The 20,948-nt window shown below is 71.8% G+C and carries 15 protein-coding genes and 1 pseudogene; 5 read left to right on the top strand and 11 right to left on the bottom strand.

Features of this window, described 5'->3' with window-relative positions:
• Positions 1-79: 79 nt before the first annotated feature.
• Together HUT18_RS30735 and HUT18_RS30730 are read right to left on the bottom strand one after the other, a co-directional pair.
• On the bottom strand, positions 80-1,489 hold the full coding sequence (locus HUT18_RS30735) for an NAD(P)/FAD-dependent oxidoreductase (RefSeq protein ID WP_176104903.1): 1,410 nt from the start codon (positions 1,487-1,489) through the stop codon (positions 80-82).
• 126 nt (positions 1,490-1,615) lie between these two features.
• Complete coding sequence (locus HUT18_RS30730; protein WP_176103774.1) at positions 1,616-2,443, bottom strand: inositol monophosphatase family protein; 828 nt, start codon at positions 2,441-2,443, stop codon at positions 1,616-1,618.
• A gap of 185 nt (positions 2,444-2,628) precedes the next feature.
• On the opposite strand from HUT18_RS30730, the gene HUT18_RS30725 reads away from it, so the two are divergent.
• Together HUT18_RS30725 and HUT18_RS30720 are read left to right on the top strand one after the other, a co-directional pair.
• Positions 2,629-2,958 (top strand): PadR family transcriptional regulator, encoded by a 330-nt coding sequence (locus tag HUT18_RS30725; RefSeq protein ID WP_176103773.1) that lies wholly within the window; start codon positions 2,629-2,631, stop codon positions 2,956-2,958.
• Positions 2,955-3,992, top strand: coding sequence for a hypothetical protein (locus tag HUT18_RS30720; RefSeq protein ID WP_176103772.1), 1,038 nt, complete (start codon positions 2,955-2,957; stop codon positions 3,990-3,992). Before HUT18_RS30725 ends, HUT18_RS30720 begins: the two co-directional genes overlap by 4 nt.
• Positions 3,993-4,046: 54 nt before the next feature.
• Here the strand turns inward: HUT18_RS30720 and HUT18_RS30715 are convergent, their stop codons facing one another.
• Positions 4,047-5,738: a hypothetical protein gene (locus tag HUT18_RS30715; RefSeq protein WP_176103771.1), complete on the bottom strand. Its 1,692-nt coding sequence runs from the start codon at positions 5,736-5,738 to the stop codon at positions 4,047-4,049.
• Between the two features lie 215 nt (positions 5,739-5,953).
• The gene (gene ggt, locus HUT18_RS30710; RefSeq protein ID WP_176103770.1) at positions 5,954-7,789 is read right to left on the bottom strand and encodes a gamma-glutamyltransferase; all 1,836 of its coding nucleotides are present in this window, start codon (positions 7,787-7,789) and stop codon (positions 5,954-5,956) included.
• Positions 7,790-7,914: 125 nt separating this feature from the next.
• Here ggt and HUT18_RS30705 point away from each other — a divergent pair, with 125 nt between their 5' ends.
• A complete protein-coding gene (locus tag HUT18_RS30705) occupies positions 7,915-8,670 on the top strand; it encodes a hypothetical protein (RefSeq protein WP_176103769.1) in 756 nt (251 codons plus the stop codon).
• 800 nt (positions 8,671-9,470) lie between these two features.
• Here HUT18_RS30705 and HUT18_RS30700 read toward each other — a convergent pair.
• Positions 9,471-9,911 (bottom strand): DUF6278 family protein, encoded by a 441-nt coding sequence (locus HUT18_RS30700; protein WP_176103768.1) that lies wholly within the window; start codon positions 9,909-9,911, stop codon positions 9,471-9,473.
• Between the two features lie 209 nt (positions 9,912-10,120).
• Between HUT18_RS30700 and HUT18_RS30695 the strand changes: the two genes are divergently transcribed.
• Complete coding sequence (locus tag HUT18_RS30695; protein WP_254879117.1) at positions 10,121-11,848, top strand: SGNH/GDSL hydrolase family protein; 1,728 nt, start codon at positions 10,121-10,123, stop codon at positions 11,846-11,848.
• 20 nt (positions 11,849-11,868) lie between these two features.
• On the opposite strand, the gene HUT18_RS30690 is transcribed toward HUT18_RS30695, so the two are convergent.
• From HUT18_RS30690 to HUT18_RS30665, 6 genes are all read right to left on the bottom strand, one after another.
• On the bottom strand, positions 11,869-12,708 hold the full coding sequence (locus HUT18_RS30690; RefSeq protein WP_176103766.1) for a pentapeptide repeat-containing protein: 840 nt from the start codon (positions 12,706-12,708) through the stop codon (positions 11,869-11,871).
• Positions 12,709-12,911: 203 nt separating this feature from the next.
• Positions 12,912-13,691 (bottom strand): exodeoxyribonuclease III, encoded by a 780-nt coding sequence (locus HUT18_RS30685; RefSeq protein ID WP_176103765.1) that lies wholly within the window; start codon positions 13,689-13,691, stop codon positions 12,912-12,914.
• 51 nt (positions 13,692-13,742) lie between these two features.
• Positions 13,743-14,375, bottom strand: coding sequence for an MBL fold metallo-hydrolase (locus HUT18_RS30680; RefSeq protein ID WP_176103764.1), 633 nt, complete (start codon positions 14,373-14,375; stop codon positions 13,743-13,745).
• 71 nt (positions 14,376-14,446) lie between these two features.
• The gene (locus HUT18_RS30675) at positions 14,447-15,718 is read right to left on the bottom strand and encodes an alpha/beta fold hydrolase (RefSeq protein ID WP_176103763.1); all 1,272 of its coding nucleotides are present in this window, start codon (positions 15,716-15,718) and stop codon (positions 14,447-14,449) included.
• A 258-nt stretch (positions 15,719-15,976) separates the two neighbouring features.
• On the bottom strand, positions 15,977-18,091 hold the full coding sequence (locus HUT18_RS30670) for a SpoIIE family protein phosphatase (RefSeq protein WP_254878883.1): 2,115 nt from the start codon (positions 18,089-18,091) through the stop codon (positions 15,977-15,979).
• A gap of 356 nt (positions 18,092-18,447) precedes the next feature.
• Positions 18,448-19,791 carry a lipase family protein gene (locus HUT18_RS30665; RefSeq protein ID WP_176103762.1) on the bottom strand — a complete coding sequence of 448 codons (1,344 nt, stop codon included), beginning with the start codon at positions 19,789-19,791 and terminating at the stop codon, positions 18,448-18,450.
• Between the two features lie 132 nt (positions 19,792-19,923).
• Between HUT18_RS30665 and HUT18_RS30660 the strand changes: the two are divergent.
• Positions 19,924-20,936, top strand: a pseudogene (locus HUT18_RS30660) (IS5 family transposase).
• Positions 20,937-20,948 lie beyond the last annotated feature (12 nt).

Raw genomic sequence — 20,948 nt, 5'->3', positions numbered from 1 at the left:
CGATACGGACACGGCCGCCCGTTCCCGGTGCTCGGCCCCCTCCGCGAGGCGGGGCCGTCGAGTCCTCGCGCCGGGGCCGTCAGGCGGCGCGCAGGTGTCGCCAGACCGCCTTGGCCGCGTTGTGCCCGGACATGCCGTGCACTCCGGGGCCGGGCGGTGTGGCACTGGAGCAGAGGAAGACGGCGGGGCGCGGGGTGCGGTGGGGTGCCAGCGTGAGCCGGGGCCTGAGCAGGAGTTGCAGGCCGTCGGCGGCGCCGCAGGCGATGTCCCCGCCGACGTAGTTCGCGTTGCGCGCGGCCAGTTGGGGCGGTCCGGCGATCGCACGGGCGAGGACCCGGTCCCTGAACCCCGGCGCGAAGCGCTCCAGTTGGCGCTCGATGGCACCGGTGAGGTCGCCGTCCCAGCCGTTGGGAACGTGCCCGTAGGCCCAGAACACCTGCTTGCCCTCGGGGGCGCGGCCCGGATCGACGACGGAGGGCTGGACGGTGATGAGGAACGGCGCCTCGGGGGCGCGCCCCTCGCGGGAGGCGGCGCGCAGTGCGGCGCCGATCTCCCGGCTGTCGGCGGCGACTTGTACAGTGCCCGCGCGCCGCGCCGCCTCGGAGGTCCAGGGCACCGGGCCGTCCAGGGCGTAGTCGACCTTGAACACCCCTGCCCCGTAACGGAATCCGGCGTAGTAGTGGCCGAGTCCCGCGATGCGCGCGAGGGCCGTCGGCGAGGTGTCGAAGACGTAGGCACGGGCGGGCGGCAGGTCGTCGAGGCGCTTGACCTCGTAGTCGGTGTGCACGCTGCCGCCCAGCGCGCGGAGATAGCGGCCGAGCGCGTCCGAGATCGACTGCGAGCCGCCGCGGGCCACCGGCCAGCCGACCTCGTGCGCGGCGAGCGCGAAGACGAGGCCGACGGCGCCGGTGGCGATGCCGTTCAGTGGCGCCATGATGTGGCCGACGAGTCCGGCGAAGAGGGTGCGTGCGGGCTCGTCGCGGAAGCGGCGCATCAGCCAGCTCGCGGGCGGGCCCCCGGCGAGGCCGAGCCGGGCCAGGGTCAGCGGGTCGCGGGGCAGCGCGGTCGACGGCAGTTGCATGAAGTCGCGCGCGATGCTGTGCCACTTGCCCGCGAAGGGCGCCATCAGGCGGCGGTACGCGGCCCCGTCGTGGGTACCGAGGGACGCGGCCGTCTCGGCGATCGAGCGGGACAGGACCGCGGCCGAGCCGTCGAGTCCCGGGTGGGCCATCGGCAGTTCGGCGTGCAGCCACTCGAGCCCGTACTCGTGCAGTGGCATGGTCGAGAAGACCGGCGAGCCCGCGCCGAAGGGGTGGGCCGCGGAACACGGGTCGTGCCGGAAGCCGGGCAGGGTGAGTTCCTCGGTGCGCGCTCCCCCGCCGATGGTGTCGCGGGCCTCGAACACCGCGACGCTCATTCCGCGCCGGGCCAGTTCGACCGCTGCGGTCAGACCGTTGGGCCCCGCGCCCACCACGACCGCGTCGAGCATCGAAGGCACCTCGGACTCCTTTGTCAGCCGGTGACCGTGCGGATCAGGATATGCCCGGGCCAAAGTCCTGGCCGCAGGGCCCTCACCCCGAAGCGAGCTTCCCTCACCACCACCGTACGCACGTGGTCAGGCACCCTCCGCAAGCAGGTCGGCGATCCGGCGGGCGGTGGCGAGGTCACGGGCCGCGGTGAACGGCAGGGCGTTCGCCCCGGTGATTCGGAAGGGCTCGCCGGCCCGCGTGAGGTGGGCGCCGCCCGCCTCCTCGACGAGGAGCAGCCCGGCGGCGTGGTCCCAGGCCGCTTCCCAGGAGAAGGCGGTGGCGTCCAACTCGCCGCGCGCCACGGCCAGATACTCCAGACCGGCGGAACCGCAGGGCCGTGTCCGCACACCCTCGGTGTCCAGGGCGAGCAGCGCGCGCTTCTGTTCCTCGGTCGTGTAGTCGGGGTGCGAGGTGGCCACTTCGAGGATCTTGTCCGCGGGCACTTCACCGGAACGTATGAGCTGCCCGTCCAGCCGGGCCCCGCCGCCGCGCACCGCGACGGCGATCTGGTCGCGCGCGGGCGCGAAGGTCCACGAGGCGTGCACGACCCCGCGCTGGGCCAGCGCGACCAGGGTGCAGAACCCGGGGTCGCCCTGCACGAACTGCCGAGTGCCGTCCACGGGGTCGACGATCCACACCGGGGCATCCGACTTCAGCGCCTCGTAGGTCCGCGGGTTGGCGTGCACCGCCTCCTCGCCCACCACGAGCGAGCCGGGCAGCAGCCGGGTCAGCTCCTTGGTGAGGAACTCCTCGGCGTTGCGGTCGGCCACCGTCACCAGGTCGTGCGGCCCGTTCTTCTCGACTATCTCGTGCGCGGCGAGCTGCCGGAAGCGGGGCATCACCTCCGCGGCGGCCGCCTTGCGGACCGCCTCTTCCACATCGTCAAGAGCTTGGCCGAGAAAGTCTTCGATCATGCCTCCATCAGACCACGCGGATCTGACATTCCGTACCCGGCCCATGGAGCGGGCGTGCACTGCGCGTGAACAGGGCGTCGCACCGCCGTTCATCTGCGCCGGAGGCGCAGGACGGCGGCGGTTGAACGATCACTTCTCGCAGTAGTATAAATCTCGTACTAGTAGGAGATACGAAAGCGGGGGCAGTGAACTCCTCTCAGGGGGCGTGGATACGCGCCTGTCTACAGCTCTGTCTGCTCGGCGTGCTGGACACGGAGGGCGAGAGCTACGGCTACGCGCTCATCAACAGGCTCGCCGAGTCCGGGCTCGGCGAGGTCAAACCCGCGACGCTCTACCCGGCACTGACCCGCCTCGCCGAGGAGGGCGCGGTGTCCGTTCGCTGGTCACCCGGCGAGAACGGGCCCGGCCGCAAGTACTACGCGATCACCGACCAGGGTCGCGCACGTCTGGCGGCGGAACGGGCCGACTGGCAGCACTTCACCACGACCGTCGCCACACTCACGGGGGCACCATGACAACCGGCAGAACCATCGACTGGCCGCACGAGGCGGACGCGGACTGGGCCGCGACCTTCGAGGTGCAACTCCTTCTGCACCACGAGGTGCCGGACGGCCTCGCCGAGCGCGTGCTGGCCGAAGTGCGGGAAACCACCGAGGAGTCGGGGGTGCGCGCCGCCGAACTCCTGGGCGACCCGCGCGCGTACGCCGACACCGTCGCCGCGGAACGCGTCGACGAGCGCTACCGCGGCTCCGTGGACCTGAACGGCCTCACCCCCGTCGAGCAGTTCCGCCGCATCCTCTACGCGGGTGCGGTGACCGGCGCGGTGACGACGTTGGTCTTCTGGTTCACCGAGGGCATCCGTGTCCAGTTCTCGCCGGGCGCCGGGTCGTTCGTACTGCTGGTGCTGACCGCCCTGGTGTGTATCGCGGTGGCGATGGGGATGCGCAGCGCCGGACGGTATCGGGCCGTGACCGGCTGGGGCCTCGCGGGCGGCGCGCTGGTCGCCGGGGCGATCACGGCCGCGGTCGCTCTGTCCGAGGACCCGCTGGTCAAGCTCCCCGCACCGGTGGTCCTGCTGGCGCCCCTGCTGCTCGCCGCCTCGGTACGTACCAGCCCGGCCCCCGCGCTGAACGCCTGGTTCGAGGGGCCCGCCGAGGAGCCCGACAGCCGGCGCTGGACCACCCGGCTCGACGGGCTGCTGCGCGGCCGGCACGGCATGCCCGGCCGTGAGGCCCGCGAGCACACGGCCGAGGTGCGCTCCCATCTGGCCGCGGCGGGAACCACCGCCCAGGAGGCCTACGGTGATGTCGCCCTCTACGCCGCGAGGCTCGCCGACGCCGGGGAACGCAGGCAACTGCGCAAGGCGTACAAGTCGACGCTCCGCGACGCGCTCCTGGTCGGGTGCGTGATCTTTGTCAACGAGGAGTACGTGCGCGAAGGGGACGTCCGCGCCTGGCAGTTCTGGCTGGTCGTCGTGGTCGCCCTGTGGTTCGCGGTGCGTGTCCTGCCCGAGCTGGTGCGTACGTCCCGCGCGCGGAACAGCTGCTGAGCACGGCCGGGGCACGGGCCCGGGCCGAGGCGGGAGCGAAGCCGGGTTCCCCTCTCAGCCTCGGATCCCGGCCACCCGGAGTGCGTGCCCGAGGTCGGCGGCGCACTCCGGGGAGATCGCCGCGGCCGACTCGCGCAGGAGCGGTACCAGTCGGCGGGGCGCGACGCGGGCCAGGCTCGCCGCGTCCTGTGCGCTGCGGGCGCGCAGGAAGGCGTCGAGTACGGCGCGCACGTCGCCGCCGCGCCCTTCGGTCACCAACTCCAGTACGGACTCGCCGAGTTCGTCGGCGGGCCGGGCCGCCGCCTGCCGCAGCAGTTGCGTCGACGCCGCCTCGTGCCGTGCGCCCATGAGCGCGTGCGCCACCGCGACCAGACGGCCGGTGGGCAGCGACGACGCCTCCCACAACAGCGTGTCCCAGTCGCTCGCCAGGCCTGCCCGGCGCAGGGCCACCGCCAGGTGCGGGTACCGGGACTCGGGCCACTGCGCGGTCTCGGCCAGCAGGCTGTGCGCCTCGCCGGTACGGCCTTCGGCGCGCAGCCGCCGCAGTTCGTCGACGGTCGCCGCGATCTCCCGTTGGGCCGACGGGTCCTGCTCGGCCTCTGCGGCCTCGGATTCCGGCTCCACCGCGAGTGCCGGTGATTCCTCCGCCACCCCGGCGAAACGGGCTCCGGTGGGCGTACGGCCCGGTCGGGCGGGTCCCTCCTCGCCCAGTGTCTCCGGCAGGGCACCAGCCGTATCCTGGCCGCCCCCGGCGTACCGGGCGCCGCCACGCGACCGGCGCTTCAACCGCAGCCAGGAGCCGGTCGATTCGCCACGGTCGAGGGACTCCTCCCGGCCCCCGGACACCTCACTCCCGCTCGGCCGCGCCGCTCGGCCGGGGGCCTCGACCGCGCCCGTTCCGGGCCAGTCGTCGACCGGTCGCATGCTGGAATCCGGACCGTATTCCACACCGGTATCCGCCCCGTCACTGTCCCGCCCGGCCCCGGGCCTGGCTCCCTCAGCACTCAACTCGTCCTCGGCCAGGCCGTGTTCGGGTGCGCCCGCATCCTCGCGTTGGGCCCGCTCCGCCGCCCGCGCCGCTGCCCGCCGCGCCGCCCGACCGGCCGCGATTCCCTGCTGCCCCGCCCCGGCGTCGACAGCCGCGCGCTGCTCGGGCACCAGAGCACCACCCGTAAGGGCGGTCGGGCCCGACTCCCCCGCCCGGCCGCCGGGTCCGCCTGGGGCGCGCTCCCTCGCCGCGCGTTCCCGACGGTCGAGTTCGGCGAGCCTGGCCTGGAGTTCGCCGCAGCGTGCGCGGGCCCGTACGTGGTCGTCCTCGGTCCACGCGAGGTCGTACTCCAGCTCGCTGGCCTCTTCCTGGCTCAGCGGTGTGCGCGCACGCAGTTCGCGCAGTCGCCCGGTCGTACGGCGCTGCTCCGCGGCCATGAAGTCGAGCCTGCTGCCCAGGGCTTCGCGGCCGCCGGGGCGGGCGTCGTAGGCGGCGGCGCTCGCGATGTGCAGTGCCCGGGCGGCTTCGTGCTCGGCCTCGGCGGCCGGGGCGCCGTGCAGGGCGGCGAGATCCTGGAGGAGGGACTCCACCACGTCCCAGGGCGGTACTTCCAGGCCCTCGGCGCAGGCGCGCAAGCCCTCGGGGTCGCGCTCACGGAACACCCCGTACCACCCTTCGTACGGGTTGAGCCGTGCCAGGAGTCCGCTCAGATAGGCCGCGAACTCCCGTATGTCCACGGGGAGTTGATCGGTGTTCATCGAAGCCTGCCTCCATGGGAACCGGAGTGCCGCAATCGAGTAGCAAACACCGTCGGTGTTACAGCTTGGCTACACACAGCTTTCTTCCCCACGGCAATGTCTTCCTCTTCGCACTCCCGCTCCCGTGCGCGGAGCGGACTTCCGGCCCCCGATGGACACGCGCTCGCCTCCGCCCGAGCGGGCTTCGGCGACGCGGCTCACGACGTGCACGCCACTCAAGGGGCCGACCGTACGACCATCGCCGCGCCTCCTCCCCTGCGGGAGGTCTCCGCCGCCGCCAGCCATCGGCCGTCGCCGAGCCGCTGGATTCCGGTGGCCGCGCCGATCTCCGGATTCGCCTTGAAGACATGCCCCAGTCGTTCGAGCGCCGCCCGCGAGGGGCTGTTCCAGAGCGCGGGTTCGAGTTCCGTGGTGGCCTGATTGCGCTGGCTGGCGCGGGGCGCGGCGATCGCGTCGGCCAGGGGCATGCCACGGTCCAGGAAGTTGGTGAGGGTCTGGAGCACCGTGGTGATGATGGTGGATCCGCCCGGAGTGCCCAGCGCGACGAGGGGCCTGCGATCGTCGTCGAGCACGATGGTCGGCGACATCGAGGACCGCGGCCGTTTGCCGGGGCCGGGCAGGTTCGGGTCGTGCACGGCCGGGTCGGCCGGCGCGAACGAGAAGTCGGTGAGCTCGTTGTTGAGCAGGAAGCCCCGGCCGGGCACGGTGATGCCGCTGCCGCCGGTCTGCTCGATGGTGAGTGTGTACGAAACGACGTTGCCCCACTTGTCCGCCGTGGTGAGGTGTGTGGTGCTCTCGCCCTCGTAGGTCGTGGGCGCCGCCCGGCCGCCGGACGCGCAGTCCGCAGGGTGCCGTGGATCGCCGGGGGCCAGCGGACTGGTCAGGACCTTGTCGTCGGCGATGAGGCAGCGGCGCGAGTCGGCGTAGCGCTGTGAGAGCAGGCCCTCGGTCGGCACGTCCTCGAAGGCCGGGTCGCCCACCCATCGGCCACGGTCGGCGAACGCGATGCGGCTCGCCTCGATGTAGCGGTGCAGGTACTCCTCCGGCGACAGCCGCGAAAGGTCCGTGCCCTCAAGGATGTTGAGCGCCTCACCGACGGTGGTCCCACCGGAGGACGAGGGCGCCATCGAGTGGACGCCGAGGCCCCGGTACGTGGTGCGCGTCGCCTTCTGGCGCTTCGTACGGTAGTCCGCGAGGTCGTCCAGGGTCAGTCGGCCGGGACGGACCCGGCGTTCGGCGTCCGGATCGACGGGCGGCCGGTTCACGGTCCGTACGATGTCCTCGGCGAGCCTGCCGTGGTACAGCGCACCGACGCCCTTGCGGCCCAACTCCTCGTAGGTGCGGGCGAGATCGGGGTTCTTGAGTGTCGAGCCGACGACGGGCAGTTCGCCGCCCGGCAGGAACAGCTCGGCGCTGGCCGGGAAGTCCTTGAACCGGGCCTGGTTGTCGGCCGTCTGGGCCCGGAAGGTCGCGTCCACCGTGAAGCCGTCCGCGGCGAGCCGCCGGGCGGGTTCGAGCAGGCTGCGCAGGCTCTTGGTGCCCCAAGCGTCGAGCGCCGACTGCCAGGTGGCGGGCGTTCCCGGCGTCCCGACGGAGAGTCCGCTGGTGACCGCCTCGGCGAACGGAATCGGCTTGCCGTCCTCCAGGAAGAGGTCCTTGCCCGCGCTGCCTGGCGCCGTCTCCCGCCCGTCGAGGGTGTGCACGGTACGGCTCTTGGCGTCGTAGTGGACGAAGTAGCCACCGCCGCCGACGCCCGCCGAGTACGGCTCGGTCACGCCGAGCGCCGCCGCGGTGGCCACGGCGGCGTCCACCGCGTTGCCGCCGCGCCGCAGCACCTCGATGCCCGCGGCCGAGGCGTCGGCGTCCACGCTGGACACGGCACCGCCGTACCCGACGGCGACCGGCGCCTTCGCCGGCACCGGGGCCTGAGCCGGAGTCCGAGTCGGCTGCGCCGCCGTACCGACAGCCGAGGGCGGCGCGGCTGCCCCGGCCCCGACGAGGGCTGTGGCAACGGCCAGAAGCGAGAGTCTCCGCGCGACGGAGCGACGCATGCGTACCTCCAGTGGGCGACCGTCCGCGCAGAGTAACGGTGTTGAGTGCGCCCCGCCAGGACGTCTCAAGCCTTGGTAGCGGGGCACTCGAACCCGTGTACGTGGTACCGCTAGCATGCGCGCCCATGACGGAAGACCTGCGCAATATCATCCTCGGCGTGATAGCGGCGGGGCTCAGTGCCTCGCTCGGCTGGGTGGCGCGAACCTACCTGTGGCGCCGCAAACTGCGGCGCAAGCAGAGCTTCTTCGGCCTGCCCGAGAACTCCGAGTCGCTGCTCGTCGTCAACCGTGACGCCGGTGGTCCGGACCTCGCGGTCAAGCGCCACGACGTCTTCGCCCTGCTCGAACTGTCCGCCCTCATCAAGGACTGCGGCGCGAGCGTCCAGGTGGTGGCGCACGACGCCGCGCAACAGGGATTCGGGGAACGCACCGAGTTCTGCGTCGGCGGCCCGACCTCCAACCGGCGCACCGCGCTGCATCTTCAGTCGCAGCTGCCGGGAGTGCGGATCGACCAGGACGCCGAACCGCCCGCCGACCGCACCGCGTTCCACATCGGCACCGAGGTCTACCGCATGGAGAAGGGCGTCACCGAGTACGTGCTGCTCGCCCGGCTGACCGCCGACCTCGGCCAGAGCGCCCGGCCGGTCTTCCTCTTCTGCGGCCAGCGCGCGATCACCAATCAGGCGGCCAGCCGCTACCTCGCCCGCAATCACGAGCGCCTGCACCGCAAGCACGGCCGCGCCTCCTTCGTCCTGCTCCTGAAGGTCGTCAACTCCCAGGCGTACGGGCCCGATGTGGTCGAACTCGTCGCCGACGTCACCCGTACCGCCAAGAGCCCGGCCCCGACGGAGTCCAGGCGCGGGGCGCACCGGGCGGGGTGACACCGACGGGCAAAAACGAAGGGAGCGGCACCGTCGCCACATGCTGACCGAGCCATGTGTCGACAGTGCCGCTCCCTCCAGGTGAGCGGGACCCTCCGGCACGTCGTACGGCCGGAGGCCGGACGGCGGGGCCGTGCCGAGCGCTGATCGAGGTACGCGCCCTGGCACACGGTCGCCCTGACCGTCCTGCCGTCTGTCCCCCTCCGTGTTGAGCACAACCCGGCCGGCGGCACTGCAGCTGACCTTCTTCCCGCCTGGCGCCGGTCACCGGTTCGTGACGGCACCACCGCGCGAGGAGTGATCTCCGGCTGCTGCCGGACGGGCTCGGCCCTGCGAGCCACCGCGTCAGTGCGGGAGTCCCCTTCCGCTACAGCCTCGCGGCAGCCGGTCGCGCTCCTGCCCCGCGCCCGGGCCACGAGCCCGAGCGCGGACCGCGGCGGGCCGCTGACCGGCGCCCCGAGGTACGGGTGTGTGCCGGATGTGCGCGTCGACGTCGCTCAGCGCGATCAAAAGATCGACAACCATGCCAAGTCCTGCCCACTTTCTGTTTCGGTTCGCGCAAACTATCCACCCCAATATGGGACTTATTGGACGACACGCACTGATCACCAATAACCTTATTTTGGGCCTCGGCGGTCATATAGGCAGGTCAGAGGCCAGGGAGCGGGCGGCCCTCACCGCCCGCCCGAGAGAGGCCGCCCCGCAACGGGCAGGCGGCCGCCACCCCGTCGCCGCGACCGCGTTTCACCGCCCATCTCGGGTTCGCGCAGAGGGAGTTGGCTCGCCCTGGTGCTCCTCGCTCACGCCTCGGCGGCCTCGGCGTACACCTGCGACAACTCGGGGGCGCCGCTCACCGCCCAGTCCAGACCGGCCTCCACCACACGGATCTCGCGGCCCGAGGCCAGCCGCACCACGGGGTGCCCGCCGGGCCAGATGTGCCAGCCCGCGCCACGGACGCTGCGGGTGATCACGGTGCCCAGGTAGAGACCCGCGTCGTTGCCGAGCCAGGGCAGCACCTCCGGGTCCTCCCGCCAGCGCGGAAGCAACTGGTCAAGGGCCTGCAACGAGGCGGGCGAGTCGTCGAGTTCGAGGCCTGCGGCGGCGGCCTGCGAGCGCAGCAGTTCGCACTCGGCGAGCAGCCCGCCCACCCCTTCGGGGTCCTCCGCGAAGGCGTCCGCGAGTCCGCCGCCGCGCTGGGCCGTATGCCGCTTGCGCCAGTTGCCCAGGAAAGGGATGTTCATACCACCCAGGGTGGCACCGTCCCCCTCCGTGACACCACAGCCGCGCTCGGCCCGGTGACGTCCAGCTCTGTTCGTGCCTCGTTCATGCGTGGCTCATTGACGCGTTCCTGCCGTCTCCCTACCTTCATGGCGCTTCGTTCCGTTTCCGCTACCGGGAGGAGTCGGTCGTGCGCCGACGCTTGTGGACCACGACCGCCGTGCTCGCCTCTGTGCTGGCCCTCGCCCCCTGGCCGCAGTCCCCGGCGCGGGCCAGGCCCGGCGACACCCCCCAGCCGCTGGAGCGGCTCTACGACAACCGCGCGGTGAGCGCCGACACGGACAGCTCCGCGGCCGACTTCGACGGCGCGGGAAACTCACTTTCGGCCGGTGATCTCGCCGCCGCGGGCTGGACCCCCGGCCGGGCGCTGACCGTCGGCGGCTCGCGCTTCACCCTGCCCGCCACCAGACCCGGCGAGCCGGACAATGTCGTCGCCGACGGCCAGTCGATACAGGTCAAGGGCCGCGGAGACGCGCTGAGCCTTCTGGTCACCGCGACCGGAGGCGAGGCCACCGGCCCGGGCACGGTCCACTACCGCGACGGCTCGCGGAGCACCTTCAACCTCACCGCGCTCGACTGGCGCACCGGCAGCCTGGGCGCCAAGGCGCTCGCCCTGCCCCACGTCAACACCCCCGGCGGCCAACTCGCCGAGAAGGCACGGCTGTACGCGCTCACCGTGCCGCTGGACCAACGACGCGAGGTCTCCTCGGTACGCCTGCCCCGAGACACCGGCCCGGACCTGCACGTGTTCGCCGTGTCGGTACGGTCCAACACTTCGGGCTGGACGGGCAGTTGGGCCGCCTCCACCTCCGGTCAGCCCTCGGTGGGACCGTGGTCCGACCGCACACTCCGGCTGGTGGTGCACACCTCGGCGGGCGGCCCTCGGGTACGCGTACGTCTCGACAACACCTTCGCCTCGGCGCCGGTACGCATCGGCTCGGCGACGGTGGCCGTACAGGAGTCGGGCGCCACGGCCGTCTCGGCGCCCAGGCCGCTGCGGTTCAGGGGCGGCTCGTCCGCCGAAATCCCGGCCGGAGCACAGGCGTTGAGCGATCCGCTGGACTTCACGGTGCCCGCGGACGCCAATCTGCTGGTCAGCTTCCACCTGCCGGAGACGGTGGCCTCGGCGCCCGTCCACCAGCTCGCGGTCCAGCAGTCCTATCTGAGCGAGCCGGGCGACCACAGTGCGGAGCACTCGGGCGGCGCGTACACCTCGACGCTCTCCAACTGGCCGCTGCTCGCGGGCGTGGACGTGGGCGGCGGGCCCGGCTCCGTGGTGGTGCTCGGGGACTCGATCACGGACGGCGAGCGCTCCACGCCAGGAGCCAACCGCCGGTGGCCCGACCTGCTCGCGGACCGGCTGCGGGCGCAGGACGAGGTGCCCCGGTACGGCGTACTGAACCACGGCATCTCGGCGAACCGCATCACCTCCGACCGGTACCCGGGCGACGGCATCAGCACGGACACCGGCGGGGTGAGCGCCCTGCACCGGCTCGACCGCGACGTCCTCGCGCAGACCTCGGCCCGTACCCTCGTCCTTTTCATGGGCGTCAACGACATTCGCTGGGGGGCGAGTTCGGAGCAGGTGACCGTCGGCATGCGGGAGATCGCCGAACGGGCGCGAGCGCGCGGCCTGCGCGTGGTGGGTGCGACCGTCGCGCCCTGCCAGGGTGAGGCGCGCTGCACCGCAGCGGTCGACACCGAACGGCAGGAGATCAACAGCTGGCTGCGTTCCGGTACGGCCTTCGACGCGGTCCTCGACTTCGACGCCGTGCTCCGCGATCCCGCCAACCCGGCCCGGATCGCGCCCGGTTACGACAGCGGCGACCATCTGCACCCGTCGGAGGCGGGCCTCGCCGCGCTCGCCGATTCGGTGGATCTGCGGCTGCTGCAGGGCTGAGCAGCCGGGGCGGGCGTGCGTCAGGCCCAGTGCGCCGGTGCGTGCAGGCCCTCGGGCAGCCGGGTGCTGGGGTCGCCCTTCGCCGCGGCGAGCTGCGGGGGCACCAGGAAGGCGGCGTCGGTGAGGTCCGCGCCGGACAGGTCGGCGTCGCGGAGGTCGGCTCCGGTCAGGTCCGCGAAGCGCAGATCGGCGCCGCGCAGATCGGCCGCGATCAGGCAGGCACCGCGCAGACTCGCGCCCCGCAGGTCGGCGCCCTTGAGCCGGGCACCGAAGAGATCCGCGCCACGGCGGTTGGGCCGCCGGCCGGGCGCCTGCGCGCGGTGCAGCTCGGCGGCCTTCTGCAGCCAGGTGTTGACCCGCTGCCGCAGTGCCGCGACGTCCAGGGCGAGCAACTCCTCGGCGCTGCCCAGGCTGAGCGTCTCGATCTCGTCGCGGGCGGCGCGCAGTTCACGGTGCACCGGACGCGCGGCGGGCAGCTGTCCCGCCTCGACCACGTACCGCAGCAGTTCGTGCAGCTGCCGTACCACCGGGAAGACCTCGAACATGGTGCGGGCGCTACCGGGGTCGCCGCGCCAGTCCCGTCCCCGGAAGGTGTGCTGGGAGACCTTCTGGCCCGCGCCCAGGCAGTCAAAGACCGTACAGCCCGTATAGCCGCTGTCGCGCAGCCTGGCGTGGATGCCGCAGCTGTGGTCGGTCCGCAGGTGGGTGCAGGGCTTCCCGGCCGGTTTGTCGACGGCGAAGTCGGTGGAGGCGGCGAAGGGCAGGGCGACGCAGCACAAACCGAAGCAGTTCGCGCAGTCCGCGACCAGCGCGAGGTCCGGGCGCCCCTCCCGGTCGACGTGGGGTTTGGCTGCGGACACGGTTCTCCTGCGGGGTGCGGTGCGGGCGCCGCGCACGATGCCGTCCGGCGGGGCGGGCGGGCCTGGACTGCGTCCATTGTCCCCGACCACGGACGGTCCCGGTGCCACGGACGGTCCCGTTCCCACGGACGACGGGCCCGCGCCACTGCCGGGGCGGGGGCCGCTCCCCCACCCCTCCCGCACTCCTGCCGCCCGAACCTCCCTCAGACGTCCAGGTCCACCACCACCGGCGCATGGTCGGACGCGCCCTTGCCCTTGCGCTCCTCGCGGTCCACGTAGGAGTCGGAGACGGCCTTGCCGAACGCCTCGTTGCCGTACACGAGGTCGATGCGCATGCCCCGGTTCTTGGGGAAGCAGAGCTGGCGGTAGTCCCAGTACGTGAAGGGGTGGTCGTACTTCAGGGGGCGCGGCACGATGTCGCTCAGGCCCGCCTCGCGCAGCGCGGCCAGGGCGGCGCGTTCGGCCTCGGTGACATGGGTGGAGCCGTCGAAGGCCGTGATGTCCCAGACGTCCTCATCGGTCGGCGCGACGTTGTAGTCGCCCATCACCGCGAACGGCGTGCCGCTCGCGACGTCCGCGGCCACCGCGTCCTTGAGGGCCTCGAACCAGCGCAGCTTGTACGCGTAGTGGGCGTGGTCCACCTCACGGCCGTTGGGCACGTACACCGAGCGGACCCGCACCGGTCCGCAGGTGGCGGCGACGGACCGCGGCTCGTGCACGTCCTCGTATCCCGGGTCGCCCTCCAGGCCCTTGACCACGTCGTCCAGACCCACCCGGGAGACGATGGCCACGCCGTTCCAGCGGCCGGTGGCGTGCACCGCCGATTCGTACCCGAGCTCGCGAAGCTGGTCGCTCGGGAACTGTTCGGCGGTGGTCTTGGTCTCCTGTATGCACAGCACGTCCGTACCGCTGTTCTCCAGCCAGGCGAGCAGCCTCGGCAGGCGGGCGGTGATCGAGTTCACGTTCCAGGTGGCGATACGCATGTGGCCAACCTACCCGGCACCTCTGACAGCGGGCCGCCCACGCCCGGCCCCTCAGACCTCGGCCGAGGCGCCCGGCTCCAGCCTGCGGTGGTCGGCCTCGGCGAGCTCACCGATCTGCCGGTCGTAGATCGGCCGGGCCAGGTCGGTGAGCAGGGCGTCGTGCACGTCGAAGGCGCGGCGCGGACACACCTCCCGTACGTAGTCGATCACCTCGGAGATCTTGCTCCACGGCGCCATCACCGGCAGCAGCAGGGTCTCCACCTGCTGGTCCGGAACGGTCAGCGCGTCGCCGGGGTGGAACACCGAACCGTCGACGAGGAAGCCGATGTTGGTGATCCGCGGGATGTCGGGGTGGATCACCGCGTGCAGCTCGCCGTGCACCTGGACGTCGAAGCCCGCCGCCGTGAAGGTGTCGCCGTGCCCCACGGTGTGGACCCGACCGGGGAAGGCGGGGCCGAGCTTGTCGGCCACCGCGCGCAGCGTGAAGATCTCGGCGCCGGGGTTGGCCTCCAGCGCCGCGCGCAGCCGGGACTCGTCGAAGTGGTCGGCGTGCTCGTGCGTGACCAGGAGGGCGTCGGCACCGAGCACGGCGTCCTCTTCGGTGAAAGCTCCGGGATCGATGACGAGGGTGCCGCCCTCACCCTCGAGGCGGACACAGGCATGCGTCTTCTTGGTGAGTCTCATGTCCTCATCCTGCTACGGGACATGGGCCGGGGCCCGGCGATACGCGCCCCGGTCCCCGGCGCGCGGCCACGTCACTCGCGCGGGGTCGTCTCCTCGCGGATCACCTCGTGGACGATGCGAAAGGCCTTGTGCGCCGCGGGCATTCCGCAGTAGACGGCGGCCTGGAGCAGGACTTCCTTGATCTCGTCCGGGGTGAGGCCGTTGCGCAGGGCGGCTCTGGTGTGGCTGGCCAGGTCCTCCCAGTGGCCGCCCGCGACCAGCGCGGTGAGCGTGACGCAGCTGCGCGCACGCCGGTCGAGGCCGGGGCGGCTCCAGACCTCGCCCCAGGCGTAGCGGGTCATCAGGCGCTGGAAGTCCTCCGCGAAGACGTCGGCCTCGGCCAGCGCCCGCTCCACGTGCGCGTCGCCGAGGACCTCGCGGCGCACCTTGAGCCCCGCCTCGTAGAGGTCGGCCGGGACCACCGAGGAGGCGTCGTCGGGCAGCGGGGCTATCTCCGCGAGCGGTGCGGTCGGCGGGGTGAGCACCGGCTTGACCGGGGGCACCGGCGGCACGGCCGCCGAGTCCTGCCAGGACGTGGAGAAGTGCCGTACGAGCAGGTCGGTGACGGCGGCGGGCTGCTCCACCGGTGCCAGGTGCGAGGCGCCCGGGACCACGGCGAGGCGGGCGTCCGGTATGCCGGCGACCAGGGTGCGCGCCTCGGCGGGTCCGGTCACCTGGTCCTCGGAGCCGACCAGGACCAGCGTTGGCACACCGATGCGCCCGAGCTGTTCCCGTACGTCGAAGGTGGCGAGCGCCTCGCAGGCGGCGATGTAGCAACCGGGGTCGGTGGTGCGCACCATCTGCACGGCCCACTCGGTGATCGCGGGCTGATTGGCGGCGAAGCCGGGGGTGAACCAGCGGTCCGGGGAGCTGCGGGCTATCGGGTCCAGCCCGTTCGTACGGACGATCACGCCGCGCTGCCGGAACTCGTCGGGCGTACCGAACCTCGGCGAGGAGGCGATCAGGGTGAGGCAGGCCACCCGGTCGGGATGGCGCAGCGCGAGGTCGGTGCCGATCGCACCACCGAGTGCGCACCCCGCGTAGCCGAACCGCCGCACGCCCAGGTCGTCGAGCGTCGCAAGGAGGCGGTCGGCGAGCTGCTCGACGGAGTCGCCGGGGTGCGCCGGTGCGCCGCCGTGTCCGGGCAGGTCGAACCGGAACACCCGCCACTGCTGGGTGAGTTCGGGAATCTGGCGGTCCCACATGTGCCATGTAGTACCGAGAGAGGGGCCCAGGATCAGGACTGGTGCGTCGTCCGGCCCGTCAAAGCGGTGCTGCAGGGTCTTCGTTGTCGTCTCACTCACCCGACCAACGCTCCCACGTCTCACATCGTTCTCACCACAGGGGTCGGGAGACCGGTCGGACCACTCCAGGCATCCGCCGCCGAACGAAGATCCGTTGGGCGGGGCACTACCGCTCGGCGAGCTCGCCGAGGGCAGCGTTGCTCCCCTCCCACCGGGTCAGGCGCTGCTTCGCCATGGGGGTCGGGACTGCGGCTACGGACGTCAAGCTCGGACGCCTCGGCTGCGACTCCTACGTCCTGCTGCGTTGTCGAACCGGCCCTAGCCGAGATCCTGTTCGGTCCAGATGGTCTTGCCGGCGTGGCCGTACCGGCTGCCCCAGCGGCTGCTGAGCTGGGCGACGAGGAAGAGGCCACGGCCGCCTTCGTCCGTGCTGCGGGCGCGCCGCAGCCGCGGCTGGGTGTTGCTGGGATCGGAGACCTCGCAGACCAGAACCCGGTCGCGGACGAGACGCAGGACGATCGGCCCGCCCGCGTACCGGATCGCATTGGTGACCAGTTCGCTGACGATCAGTTCGGTGGCGAACAGAGCCTCGTGCAACCCCCAGGCCGTCATCTGTGCGCTCGTGTCGGCGCGGGCGTCCTGCACGGCGGCGGGGTCCGCGGGGTATTCCCATGCGGCTGTGTCGGCCGCGTGGACGGTCCGAGTGCGGGCAAGGAGCAGGGTGATGTCGTCCTCGGGATGTGCGGCTGCGGCGCAACGGTCGATGACGGCCTGGCCTGTCCTGTGCAGGGGCTCGTCCGCCCGCCCCAGCTCGGCCAGATCTGACCTCACCCGCGCCAGACCGGCGTCGATGTCGTGGCCGAGCAGCCCATCCGTGAAGAGCGCCAGGACGCTGCCCGGTGGCAGGGTGACACTGGTGACTTCGAAGGGGTTGTCCCCGACTCCGAGGGGAGGGCCCGGGAGCAGTTCGGGGTGGCTGACGGTGCCGTCGGGCAGGACGACGGCGGGCGGCGGATGGCCCGCGCTGGCCATCCTGCACACCCCGGACACCGGGTCGTACACGGCGAACAGGCAGGTGGCCCCGACGGTGTCGGGAGCATCGGCCTCTGCCCGCATCCGCTGCACCAAGTCGTCCAGGTGGGTGAGCAGTTCGTCGGGCGGAAGGTCGAGATCGGCGAGAGTCTGAACGGCTGTGCGCAGCCGCGCCATGGTGGCGGTTGCCTGCAGCCCGTGGCCGATCACGTCCCCGACGACCAGCGCGAGGCGCAGTGACGAGAGCCCGAACGCATCGAACCAGTCACCACCGACGCTTGCGTTGCCACTGGCCGGGAGATAGATGCCGGCGGTCTCCGCCGCGGTGCTCTGCGTGGCCGCGGCCGGAAGAAGACTTCGCTGCAGTACGACGGCGGTGCGCTGCTCACGGACATAGCGCAGGGCGTTGTCGATGGCCAGGGCACAGCGCGCACAGAACTCCTTGAGTACCTCCGCGTCGCTGTCGTCGAAGGGGACGGAGCTGCGTGTGCGCCAGACGAGGACGTACCCGAAGATGTGCCCGCGATGGTAGATGGAGCAGGCGAGGGCACTGCGCATGTCCACGGGCATCATCTTGGCGAGCAGCACGGGATCGTCGCCCAGGAACCCGAGGACCGTCTCCCGGTCCTCGGCGAACACCTCCTGTCCGACGGCGGTGCTCCGGTACTCAGGGCGGTCGGGAAGTGGCGGCACGAGCTCGCCGACCTGGACCAGCGGGGCGGGCCACGCTCCCCGGGCGGCCTTGGCGGCAGCTCTGCGCAGCTGCTCTTTGTCGACGCCGGGATATCCCTGGGACGGAGCGCGGCCCGCCAGCACCTCCTCGCGGACATCGACAGCGGCCAGGTCGCCGAGGGCCGGTACCAGGGCCTGGACGAGTTCCTGGGCGCTGTGCACCGTGTCGAGGGACCCACCGATTCCGACAGCGCCCCGATAGGCCGCGGTGAAGCGGTGGCGAGCCGCCTGCGGGCCTGCGGCGTCCGCGCCCGCCACGGCGACACCCGCGGACTCGCCGGACAGGGGCTCCTGGTCGGCCGGGGCGGACGCCGGGGCCGATTCGGTGTCCCGCGGACGTGCGGTACCGATGGGTACGACGACGACGAGGGTGCTGCCCTCCCGCTCGGCCGCCAGCAGCCGGACTTCGGCGCGCACGATCCGGCCCGACCGGTGCCGCAGCGGTGTGGGACGCCGGTGCTCGCCCCGCTGTGGCCGGGCCGCAGCGGTGCCTTGCGGGGCGAGCAGGTCACGGGCCGGACTGCCCAAGATCTCGCCGGCGGACCAGCCGAGCAGCTCCCCCGCGGCCCGCGACCACCAGGTGATCCTTCCGCGGCCGTCGAGGAGGGCGGCAGCGAGGCCGTCCAGAGCGGCGGTGCGGCCGTGGGCGGCGTCGGCGGGACGCGTCACCTTGCTCCTCCGGGCTCCTCCGGGGCTGCACGACTCCAACGTGGACTCCTGCGCCAAGTCTCACTCCTCGTGGCGGTTCTCGCGCGAGGGCAGCAGTCGCCATCTGCGCGCGGTCACCAGGAGGACACAGGGAGGCAAAATCCGTGCCCCTGCGGTTCCGAAGACCCGGAACACGTGGGCCGTAGGCACGCCCGCCCGCTTTGCCCAGGACGTACACACGTTCTGTCACTACCGGACCGAACGGACAGGGTGGGCACTGACCCGTCGCACCGCGCACGCTGCCGCAGATCCGCAGGAGCCCGGCACGGTGAGGCCCGGCACGAGAATTTCATGCCGGGCCTCGTGTCCTCGACTGCTCAGGAGCCCGCAGTCGGCTTCTCGGGTTCCAGGGAGTTTCCGGCGGGGATGCGCCCGCAGTCGGACGGTGCCCTCCTGCCCTCGAACCGGTCACGCAGCCAGGAGAGCGCTCCGGGCGCCCATGCCGCGGCGGCCGGCAAGTGGCTGAGCAGGTCGTACTGCTGATACTTGATCAACTTGTTGCCCGTGGAGCAGTACTGCCGGGCGAGCGCCCGCACGTCGCCGGAGATCGTGATGCCGTCACCGGTGCCGATGCCGGGCAGGTTGCTGAAGGTACCTTCGAAGACGCCCCCATCGCCCTGCGCGATGTACCCGGGCACGGTCGGAGTGGCCGCCGAACCGAGGTTGATCTTGTTCACCGCCTGGACGAACTCCGGCACCGAGTTCGGGTCGGCGTACTCGGGCTTCGCCATCTTCTTCCAGGTCAGTCCGGGGTACTGAGCCACGGCGTTGGCGATCGACCCGTGCTCCAGCTTGTCGTACACCTGCTGGCCGTAGCTGCTCAGGTACTTCCTGATGTCGATGCCGTACGAACGGGACACGCCGATGACCGCCATCGGGATGACACCCGACCAGACCGCCGAGCCGTCCACGTACTTGAGGTTGTGCGCCGCGTCGACGAGCAGTCCACCCTCGGTGAAGCCGACCAGCCGCTTGTTGACGTCGGGGGCGTACTCGGGTGCCCGCGCCGCCGCCCAACTGGTCGCGATGGCACCGCCGGAGTAGCCGATCAGGCCGACCCTGGTGTCCGCGTTCATGCCGGTGTCCGCTGCCGAACCGGTCGCGGCCCGGATCGAGTCGAGCGTGACGGCGCCGTACTCCGGGCCCGCCGCGAAGTCGGCGTTCGGGCCCTCGGTGTCCGGGATGATGACGTTGTAGCCCTGGGACAGCAGCGGAATCAGGAAGAGGCTCTCGGCGTTCGGCACCAGGCCGCCGAGGCTCACGTCGCCAGCGATGGCGCGGGAGGGTCCGTCCTCGGGATTGAGGGAGTCGTAGAACGACTGGTACGACACGGCCCTGCTGCCGTCGCCATTGATGCTGCGCACCAAGGTGGTCACGTTGGCGGAGGGGCGGCCCTGGGCGTCGGTGGTGCGGTACAGAAGCTGAGTCGCCTTGACCGGGGTCGGCAGACCCACGATGTGGTACCGCAGCGTCCGCTTCTTGAGTACCTCGCCCGGCGTGTACGAGGCCAGGGGCTTGCTGCCGTCGTAGGTGTAGAACGGGTCGCTCGCCGTGGCCGCGGCCGGCCCGGCCGAATCGGTGGCAGCGGCTGACGGCATCACGGTCACGGCCAGCGCGGCGACAACGGCGGTGGTCAGCTGCCTGACGGCAGTTCTCTTCATGTCTCGTGCTCTCCTCTGGACAACAGCACTGGTGGGGAAGGTCCGTTCCGGGCGGTGCCCTAGGAGCTGTTTGGGGTTCGGATCTTGGTGGGGCCGGGTGGTGTGCTGGTCGGGGCTGGTAGAAAGCGGCGTGTGGCACGTTTTGATGTGACGGATGCTGAGTGGGCATTGCTGGAACCACACCTGCCGGTGGCCGCTTCCGGGCCGCTGCCGCGTCGGGTACGGGACCAGTTCAACGGGGTGTTGTGGCGGTTCCGCACCGGGTCGGGCTGGCGTGACGTGCCAGAACGCTACGGCCCCTGGTCCACGGTCTACTCCCGTTTCAATGCCTGGGCCAAAGCAGGGGTGTTCCAGGTGTTGATGGAAGCTCTCATCGCTGAGGCCAGCATGCGCGGGCAGGTCGGGCTTGAGCTGGTCAGCGTGGACTCCACCATCGTGCGGGCTCACCACGAAGCAGCGGGCCTGGCGGTCGCCGGGGAGACCCTGGATGCGCTGGAGCAGGCGCTGACCGAGGAAAAGGGGGCTCCGCTGGACGATCAGCCGCCGGTGTGGAGGGTGGTGCGCGCCCGTCCGCGACCGGTGCGGACACGCCGCCGGGCCAGGACCGTGCTCGCGCACGCCGCCGCACCAGGGCCCGGGCCAAGGCGGCCGGACTCGGCCGGTCCCGCGGCGGGTTAAGCAGCAAGATCCACGCCGCTGTCGATGCCCGGGGCCTGCCGCTGGCGTTCGTCCTCACTGCCGGCCAGGCCGGGGACTGTCCGCAGTTGCCGACACTCCTGAACAAGATCCGGGTGCCCGGACCGGCGGGCAGGCCCCGCACCCGCCCCCGGTCGGTGGCCGCGGACAAGGCGTACTCGTCGAAGGCGAACCGGGCCTATCTGCGCCGTCGGCACATCACCGCGGTGATCCCTGAGAAGGCTGACCAGCAGGCCAACCGAAGGAAGAAGGGGTCGGCCGGTGGCCGGCCTGTCACCTTCGACCCAGAGCGCTACAAGCAGCGCAACACCGTCGAGCGCTGCTTCCAGAAACTCAAGACCTGGCGCGGTCTGGCCACCCGCTACGACAAAGCCCCAGAGAATTACGAAGCCGGACTCCATCTACGAGGCTCAATCATGTGGTTGAAGTACCTCACCTCCACCACATGATCCGAACCCCGA

It is taken from the genome of Streptomyces sp. NA04227 (assembly GCF_013364195.1).
Classification (GTDB): Bacteria; Actinomycetota; Actinomycetes; order Streptomycetales; family Streptomycetaceae; genus Streptomyces.
Note: the sequence above shows the minus strand (reverse complement) of the source record. Positions and strands in the feature narration are given on the sequence as shown.